The organism is Streptomyces sp. NPDC002156, from assembly GCF_053593675.1.
In genome coordinates this window covers 1-8535 of sequence record NZ_JBSFDA010000269.1, presented here as the reverse complement: position 1 = coordinate 8535, position 8535 = coordinate 1, and the positions used below count along the sequence as shown (strand labels likewise).

At 68.2% G+C, this 8535-nt stretch carries 6 protein-coding genes; 2 read left to right on the top strand and 4 right to left on the bottom strand.

Annotation, left to right across the window (positions count from 1 at the left end):
* Positions 1-221 precede the first annotated feature (221 nt).
* Genes ACWCRB_RS47425 through ACWCRB_RS47410 form a run of 4 tightly spaced genes read right to left on the bottom strand, consistent with a single transcriptional unit; the run spans position 222 to position 5836 of the window.
* Positions 222-1202, bottom strand: coding sequence for an ABC transporter substrate-binding protein (locus tag ACWCRB_RS47425; protein WP_451002009.1), 981 nt, complete (start codon positions 1200-1202; stop codon positions 222-224).
* 13 nt (positions 1203-1215) lie between these two features.
* A complete protein-coding gene (locus ACWCRB_RS47420; RefSeq protein ID WP_451002008.1) occupies positions 1216-3234 on the bottom strand; it encodes an ABC transporter permease in 2019 nt (672 codons plus the stop codon).
* Positions 3231-4343 (bottom strand): quaternary amine ABC transporter ATP-binding protein, encoded by a 1113-nt coding sequence (locus ACWCRB_RS47415; protein ID WP_451002007.1) that lies wholly within the window; start codon positions 4341-4343, stop codon positions 3231-3233. The genes ACWCRB_RS47420 and ACWCRB_RS47415 overlap by 4 nt, the downstream gene beginning before the upstream one ends.
* Before the next feature lie 20 nt (positions 4344-4363).
* Positions 4364-5836 carry an aldehyde dehydrogenase family protein gene (locus ACWCRB_RS47410; RefSeq protein ID WP_451002006.1) on the bottom strand — a complete coding sequence of 491 codons (1473 nt, stop codon included), beginning with the start codon at positions 5834-5836 and terminating at the stop codon, positions 4364-4366.
* Positions 5837-6078: 242 nt separating this feature from the next.
* Between ACWCRB_RS47410 and purU the strand changes: the two genes are divergently transcribed.
* The gene (purU, locus tag ACWCRB_RS47405) at positions 6079-6963 is read left to right on the top strand and encodes a formyltetrahydrofolate deformylase (protein ID WP_235478584.1); all 885 of its coding nucleotides are present in this window, start codon (positions 6079-6081) and stop codon (positions 6961-6963) included.
* A gap of 445 nt (positions 6964-7408) precedes the next feature.
* Positions 7409-8535, top strand: a 1127-nt coding sequence (locus tag ACWCRB_RS47400) for an IS200/IS605 family accessory protein TnpB-related protein (protein ID WP_451002005.1), incomplete at its 3' end; no start/stop codon positions are given.

The window sequence follows — 8535 nt, the reverse complement described above, 5'->3', positions numbered from 1 at the left end:
CGCACTTCAGCACCGGCCCGCCACTCCAGCCCGTCCGGCGCTTGAGGACGAGGCCGTTCAGGCCGAAAGGGGGGTCTGGGGGCGCAGCCCCCAGTGGGGGTCCCCCCTCTGGGGGAGGGACGGGTAAGGGCGGCGGGGGCGAGGAAAAGCCAATGCCCGGCAGGCGGTGCACAGGTACGCGCACCACCCACCGGGCAGTCATGCTCAACCGGACTCCGGCGTCACTTGATCCAGGCGTCCACCTTCGCCCGGTTCGCGTCCACCCACTTCTTCGCCGCCGCCTCCGGCGTCATCTTGTCCTCGGCTATGTACTTCGCCACGGTGTTCTGATCGTCGTTCGTCCAGGTGAAGTTCTTCACCAGGTCGTACGCCGGGCTACCAGACTTCGCGAACTTCGCGCTCACGATCTTGTCCAGCTTGTACACGGGGTAGTCGCACGCCACCTTCTCCAGGTCCGCGTCACAACCCGCCGTGTACTCAGGCAGCTTGACCTTCACCAGCGGCACCTCGGCCATGAACCACTGAGGCTCGTAGAAGTAGCCGATCACCCATTCCTTGTCCTTCTCCGCCTTGCGGAAGGCCTGGATGAGCGCCGTCTCACTGCCCGCGTACACCACCTTGAAGTCCAGCTTCAGGTTCTTCACCAGCGCCTCGTCGTTGGTGACGAACGACGGGTCACCGTCGAGAAGCTGCCCCTTGCCGCCCGACTCCGACGTCTTGAACTTCGCCGCGTACTTGTTGAGGCTGTTCCAGTCGGTGATGTCCGGGTACTCCTTGGCCAGCCACGGCGGCACGTACCAGCCGATCAGCCCTTCGTTGCCGGTCGCACCGGCCTCGACGGCAGTCTTCTGGTCGGTGATGTACTTCTTCTTCAGGTCGTCGTGGCCCCAGTTCTCGATGACGGCGTCGACCTCGCCCGTCCCGAACCCCTGCCAGGCGATCTCCTCCTTGAGGTCCTTCTTGGTGACCTTGCAGCCGAGGTCGTTCTCCGCGACGTACGCGACGACCGCCGCGTTCGCCTCGTAGCCCACCCACGGGTTGACCGCGAGGTTGAACGTGCCGCACTTGCCGGAGGACCCGGAGGAGGTGTCGGAGCCCGATGAGCTGTCGCCGACCTTCGCGCCACCGCAGGCGGTGAGGGCGAGGCCCAGCGCCACTACGCCGGCCGCGCCGACTCTCCACTTTGTTGCTTGCCTTGCCATGGTGGTAGCTCCCTTACGCCCCGGCACGCCGCGCCGCTGCTTGAGTGATCCGGTCGAACATGACTCCGAGAAGGACGATGGCCAGCCCCGCGGCCAGCCCCTTCCCGTACAGCTGCCCCTGCGAGAAGCCGGCCACTACGTCGTAGCCGAGGGCGCCCGCGCCTACCAGGCCGCCCACAACAACCATCGACAGCACGTAGATCAGGCCCTGGTTGGTGGCGAGGGTCAGGGCGCCGCGTGCCATCGGCAGCTGGACCTTGGTGATGAGCTGCCAGGTGTTGCACCCGGCGGAGGTGGCCGCCTCCACGGTGGTCGCGGGCACGTTCCGTATACCGTCCGCGATGATCTTCATGGCGACGGGCGCCGCGTAGACGATCGCGGCGACGATCGCCGTGAAGCGGGTCGCGCCGAACAGCGCGAGGAACGGTACGAGGTAGACGAACGGCGGCATGACCTGTGCCGCGTCGAGGGTGGGCCGGATCAGCCGGTCCGCGAGCGGACTGCGCCCCATCCACACCCCCACAACCACGGCCAGCAGCATCGTCATGACCGTGGCCACGAGCGTGGACGCCAGTGTCGTCATGCCGTCCGACCACACGCCGGTCGCCACGAGCAGCCCGACGCACACCGCCGTCGTCACCCCCGCCCGCCAGCCGCCGAAGACCACGCCGAGCCCGATCAGTACCGCGCCGACGAGCCACCAGGGCGAGTCGGTGAGCAGCGACTGGAACGGGTTCAGCAGGCCGTTGGTCAGGGCGTCGCGGAAGGCGTTGGTGAGGCCGGACAGGTTGTCCTGCACCCAGGTGCTCGCGGTGTCGGCGGCGCTCGCGACGGAGCTGCCGACATCGCCCTCGCCGGGGAACTCCGCCGCCCACACGTACGTGTGCGAGAGGTAGACGAGAACCGCGGCGACCGCCGCTCCCGCGACCACCAACTGGCGTCGCCGGGCGAGGAGCGGGCCGGCCGAGCGCCGGGCCGCCTCCTCCCGTACGCTCGCCGCGGTCGTGACCCGGTCGAGGACGATGGCCATGACGACGATGGCGAGGCCCGCGTTGAAGGCCGTACCCACGTCGAGCGACTGGAGTGCCTGCATGACGGTCTTGCCGAGGCCGGGCGCGTCGATCAGGGCGGCGATGGTGACCATGGCGAGGGCGGCCATGATGGTCTGGTTGACGCCCATGACGACGGTCCGCTTGGACATCGGCAGCAGGACCTTCAGCAGCGACTGCCAGCGGGTCGCGCCCAGCGAGTCGGCCGCCTCGACGGTGGTCTCCGGCACGGTCCGGATGGCGTGCGCGGTGATACGGATCGTCGGCGGGGCCGCGTAGATGACGGTGGCGATGGTCGCGGAGGCGCCGCCGATGAGGAAGAACAGGGTCAGCGGGGCGAGGTAGACCATGGTGGGCATCGTCTGCATGAAGTCCAGGAACGGCGTCATGATCCGGTTGACCCGGTCGGACAGCCCCGCCCACACCCCCAGCGGGATCGCGAACAGCAGCGCCACGAACACCGCGCACAGGACCAGCGCGAGGGTGTCCATGCTCTCCTGCCACAGGCCCTGGAGCCCGAAGAAGGTGAACCCGGCGACGGTCAGCAGCGCCACCCGCCAGTTGCCCACGGCCCAGGACACGAACCCGGCGATCCCGACGACCCCGAGCCACCCGATCTGCGGCAGGGGCCGGGAGTCGGAGGGCTGGGAGATCAGATGCTGGACGAAGGTCACCAGGTTGTCGATGACCAGGCGGATCTCGTTGAAGAAGTAGAGGAAGAGCGGGTTGGAGTTGCGGTTGGCGCCGATCGAGTCGTTGACGTCGTTCAGCCACCGGTGCAGCCCGGTCAGGTCGGCCGCCGCGAGCGTCAGGGTGTTCGTGCCGCGCAGTACGGCGAACAGCACCAGCCAGACGACGAGGATCGCGCCGACCAGCATGCGCCGGCTGACCTGCCGTACGGCGGCGACGGGCGCGGCCTCGGGCACGGCGTCCGCGGGCCCAGGCGGCTCAGGTTTCTGTGGTTTCTCCACGGCGACGGTCATCGCGCGTCGCCGCCCTTCTGGACCGGGAGGTCCCCGCCTCCGGCGACCACGGCGAGGATCTCCTCGTCGCCGACGATGCCGAGCAGCTTGCCGTTCTCGACGACCTTGACCGGCTTCTCGGCGGCGAGGACGGCCCGGGTGGCCTCCCGCACGACGACATCAGGCCCGAGTTCGGGCCCGTCGAGGGCGTCACCGTCGGCCGCGGGCCGCATGATCCAGCGCAGGGTGAGGACATCGGCACGCGGCACGTCCTTGACGAACTCGCGTACGTAGTCATCGGCAGGGGCACCCACCAGCTCATCCCCGGTCCCGCACTGCACCATCTTGCCGTCGCGCATGATGAGGATGCGGTCGCCCAGCTTGAGGGCCTCGGACAGGTCGTGGGTGATGAAGACCATCGTCTTGCCGACCTCGTGGTGCAGCCGGATGACCTCGTTCTGCATGTCCCGCCGGATCAGCGGGTCGAGGGCGGAGAACGGCTCGTCGAAGAACAGAACATCTGGATCACCGGCCAACGCCCGCGCCAGGCCCACGCGTTGCTGCATGCCACCCGAGAGCTGGTCGGGGTAGGAGTTCTCGTACCCGGAGAGCCCGACAAGCTCGACGACCTCAAGAGCCCGCTTGATCCGCTCGGCCCTCCCCATCCCCCGTATCTCAAGCCCGAAGCCGACGTTGTCGACGACCCGCCGATGAGGCAGCAGCCCGAAGTGCTGGAAGACCATGGAGAACTTCTGCCGACGCAGCTCGCGCAGCCGCTTGTCGTCCGCGTCCCGGATGTTCTCGCCCTCGAAGACGATCTCACCGGCGGTGGGTTCGATCAGCCGGGTGAGACATCGCACGAGGGTCGACTTCCCGGACCCGGACAGACCCATGACAACGAACACCTCCCCCGGCGACACGTCGAAGTGCACGTCCCGTACGGCGGCGGTGCATCCCGTACGGTCCATGAGCTCACGTCGGGTGAGCCCGCACAGCTCCTCCGATTCCGGCACCCGGTCGGCCTTCGGCCCGAACACCTTCCACAGGCCGCGCACGGAGATGACCGGCGTGCCGTCCGAGTCCTGGGACGTGCCGCGCCGCTGCGGCACCTCGGTCTGTACTGGGGTCATGATCGACCTCTTTTCGGCGTTCAGCCGCGAAACCAGTGCTGCGGCCGGGGTTGGATGTTCTGCCAGATGTGCTTGGGCTCTCGGTACTCGTCCAGGCCGGACCGTCCCAGCTCCCGGCCCACGCCCGAGTGCCCGAAGCCACCCCATTCCGCCTGCGGCACATAGGGGTGGTAGTCGTTGATCCACACAGTGCCGTGCCGCAGCCGCCGGGCGACCCGCTGGGCCTTGCCCGCGTCCTGCGTCCAGACGGCCCCCGCGAGCCCGTACTCGGTGTCATTGGCGATGCGTACGGCGTCGTCCTCGTCGCCGCTGAACCGCTCGACGGTGAGCACGGGCCCGAAGGACTCCTCGTGCACGACCCGCATGTCCTGCGTGCACTCGTCGAGAACGGTGGGCGGGTAGTAGTGCCCGTCGGCGAGGGCGGGATCGTCCGGCCGCGCGCCCCCGCACCGCAGTACGGCCCCCTCGGCGAGCCCGGCGGCGACATAGGCCTCGACCTTCGCGAGATGCTGGGCGGAGATGAGAGCCCCGGTCTCGGCATCGGGATCGAAGGGCCCACCGAGCCGTATCTGGAGCGCCCTCCGCACGACCTCGTCCACGAACCGATCGTGTATCGAGTCCTCGACGATGAGGCGGGCCCCGGCGGAGCAGACCTGCCCGGAGTGCAGAAAGACGGCCGTGAGGGCGAAGTCCACGGCCGTCTCGAAGTCGGCGTCGGCGAACACGACGTTGGGATTCTTCCCGCCGAGTTCCAGGGCCACCTTTTTCACGCCCGCGGCGGCGGTGGCCATGATCCGTTTCCCGGTCTCGAGCCCGCCGGTGAAGGAGACCATGTCGACGGCGGGATGCTCGGAGAGCGGCGCCCCGACCTCGGGCCCGGCCCCCAGAACAAGGTTGGCGACACCGGCGGGAAGCCCGGCCTCGGCGAGCGCTCGCACGAGCAGGATGGAGGTGGAGGGGGTCAGCTCACTGGGCTTGAGGACGAAGGTGTTCCCGGCGAGAAGAGCCGGAGCAACCTTCCAACTGGCTTGCAGGAGGGGGTAGTTCCAAGGGGTGATCAGCCCGCACACACCGATGGGCTCGTAGACGACCCGACTGACGGCGTCGTCACGGCCGGTGTCGATGACCCGCCCGGCATCGACGCCACCGATCCCGCCGTAATGCCGAAAACACGAAACGACATCGGCGATGTCGTACTCGCTCTCCACCAGCCGCTTGCCGGTGTCCAGCGACTCGGCGCGGGCGAACTCCTTGACGTCGCGCTCGATGATGTCGGCGGTACGCAGCAGCAGCGCGCCGCGCTCCCGTTCGGGGGTACGCGGCCAGGGTCCCGTGTCGAAGGCGCGGCGGGCGGCGCCGATCGCGGCCTCGGCGTCGGGACGAGTCCCCTCCGAGACGGTGGCGGCGAGCCTGCCGTCAGCGGGACATCGAATTTCCCGACGGCCGCCGGCCACCGGCTCCCGCCATTCACCGTCCACATACAGGTCTGCCACGCGCCAAGCCTTTCCGCAGGAATTCGTTGCGCATCGTGCACCCAATTGCTTGTGGTGGAACACCCTGGCGAATGTGCGGACATACGTCAAGTAGTTGGCGGATGACGATTTCGACATGCGCACCGATTGCCCGCCCGGCCGCGTTCACCCGCGCCCGACCACCCTTGACGCGACCGGCCACCGAGCCGACCATGTTGCGTATCGCTCACCATGTTGTGCAATACGCACCACCGGAGGCTGACGTGTCCCCTAACTCCCCTCGACCGCAGGCCGGCAGCAGCGAGTACGTCCTCACCCTCTCCTGCCCCGACAGCTCGGGGCTGGTGCACGCCGTGAGCGGCTTTCTCGTCCGTAACTCGGGAAACATCCTGGAGAGCCAGCAGTTCGATGATCGACTTCAGGGCCGTTTCTTCATGAGGGTCCACTTCGATGTTTCCGATCCAAACGCGGACCTGGAAAATCTGCGTTACCGATTCGGTCCCGTAGCGGAGGCGTACGGCATCTCCTGGACCCTACGGGAAGCGTCGACGCCGACGCGCACGCTCATCATGGTCTCCAAGTTCGGCCACTGCCTGAACGACCTCCTGTTCCGCCGCCGCACGGGCGGCCTGAACATCGAGATCCCGGCGATCGTCTCCAACCACCGAGACTTCGAGAGCCTGGCGGAGAGCTACGGGGTCCCCTTCCACCACATCCCGGTGACAAGGGAGACGAAGCCGGAGGCGGAGGCGAGGCTGCTGGACCTGGTCCGCGAGTTGGACATCGACCTGGTGGTACTGGCCCGCTACATGCAGGTCCTCTCCGACGACCTGTGCAAGGAGCTGGAGGGCATGGCGATCAACATCCACCACTCCTTCCTGCCCAGCTTCAAGGGCGCACGCCCGTACGAGCAGGCGTACGACCGCGGCGTGAAGCTGGTGGGCGCGACGGCGCACTATGTAACGCCCGAGCTGGACGAGGGCCAGATCATCGAGCAGGACGTGGTGCGAGTGGACCACTCGCTGGACCCCGGGGAGCTGGTGACGGTGGGCCGGGACGTGGAGGCCCAGGTACTGGCCCACGCGGTGAAGTGGCACAGCGAGAGCAGGGTGATGGTGGAGGGGAATCGGACGGTGGTCTTCCGCTGAGCTCGTATACGGGTCGGGTGGTGCGGCACAGGATCGAGGAGCCCTACTCGTGCCGGGCGCGAGTCGGTGACAGCAGACACGGCATCACCACACCCGCGCGCACGTGAGGTGGGCCGCCGGGCGAGGTCGGAGGCGAGGGGCGAAGGCTCCGAAAGCAGCGGAGTAGTGAGCCTCGGGGACGGTTGGGAGAACGACGACGAGGCTGGACCGCGGCCGGAGGACGGGGCCGGGAAGGGTCTGGAACTGTTGCCGCTGGAATGCCTTCAAGAACGTTCTGGTGAGCGGGAGTGAGCGCTGCTGGTCTGCGTTGTGCCGCGTACCTCGGCCATGGGGCCGGTTCTCGGTGGGGAACTGACGTTCTTTCATCGAATGCGTGACCTTCATGGGGCGTGCTCGTTTCCCATGACGACGGGATCTTCGGGTGGAGTCGGGCGGGGGTGACGGGGTGAGTGAGCTGAGGACCATCGCGGCGCCGTTCGTCGCGTCCGGCCCGAGTGGTGTGGCCGTCCGGACCCGCCTCAAGCACCTCACACCCGGCGATGAGAAGGTGCTGCGCCTGGTCGGCGCGCATCTGGGATCGCTGGCCTCGAAAGACCTCAAGGCACGCTGCCGGGACGGCCTGGAACACTCCGGTGACACGTGGGCGGTGCGTAAGCGGGAGCTGACGCCACTCTCGTCGTCGCGGTGGGCGGGCAGTATCACCAAGGCCACGCACGACCAGTGGGCACTGGCCCGCCGCTGCCAGTCGGCACACCTCCAGAACCTGGAAGCCGGCATCCGCACCATCGAGCGCCGGCTGTCCCAGCCGATCGGACAGAAGGGAACGAAGAAGGCACCCGGGGGTTACCGGTCCCGGTGTGAGTGGCATGCGAAGTCGCGGCGGTTACGGGTGCTTGAGGACCGGCTGGCCACCGCGCGGGCCGACCGCGAGGCCGGAGTCGTACATGTCGTAAGGGGCGGCAAGCAGCTGGCCCGCACCCGCCACCACCTGGATGCGGCCCAGCTCACGGAGTCCGCGTGGCGTGGTCGTTGGGAGGCGGAGCGCTGGTTCTGCCACGCGGACGGTGAGTCCGGCAAGCGCTACGGCAACGAGACCATCCGCATCAGCCCGGACGGCGAGGCGAGCATCAAGCTCCCCGCGCCGCTCGCTCATCTGGCCAACGCCCCGCACGGCCGCTACGTCCTCGCATGCCAGGTCACCTTCGCCCACCGGGGCACTGAGTGGGCCGACAGGGTCGCGGCCAACCAGGCCGTGGCCTACCGCATCCACCTGGATACCGGCCGGGACCGCTGGTATCTGACCGCCTCCTGGCAGATCCCGCCCGCCCCATCCATCCCGATCGAGGCCGCGCTCGCCCACGGTGTGATCGGCGTCGACATGAACGCCGACCACCTCGCCGCCTGGCGCCTAGACACCCACGGCAACCCCACCGGCAGCCCGCGCCGCTTCTTCTATGATCTGGCCGGCACCGCCGAACACCGGGACGCCCAGGTCCGCCATGCCCTGACCCGCCTGCTGCACTGGGCCCAAACGTGCGGCGTGAAGGCGATCGCGGTGGAGGACCTGGACTT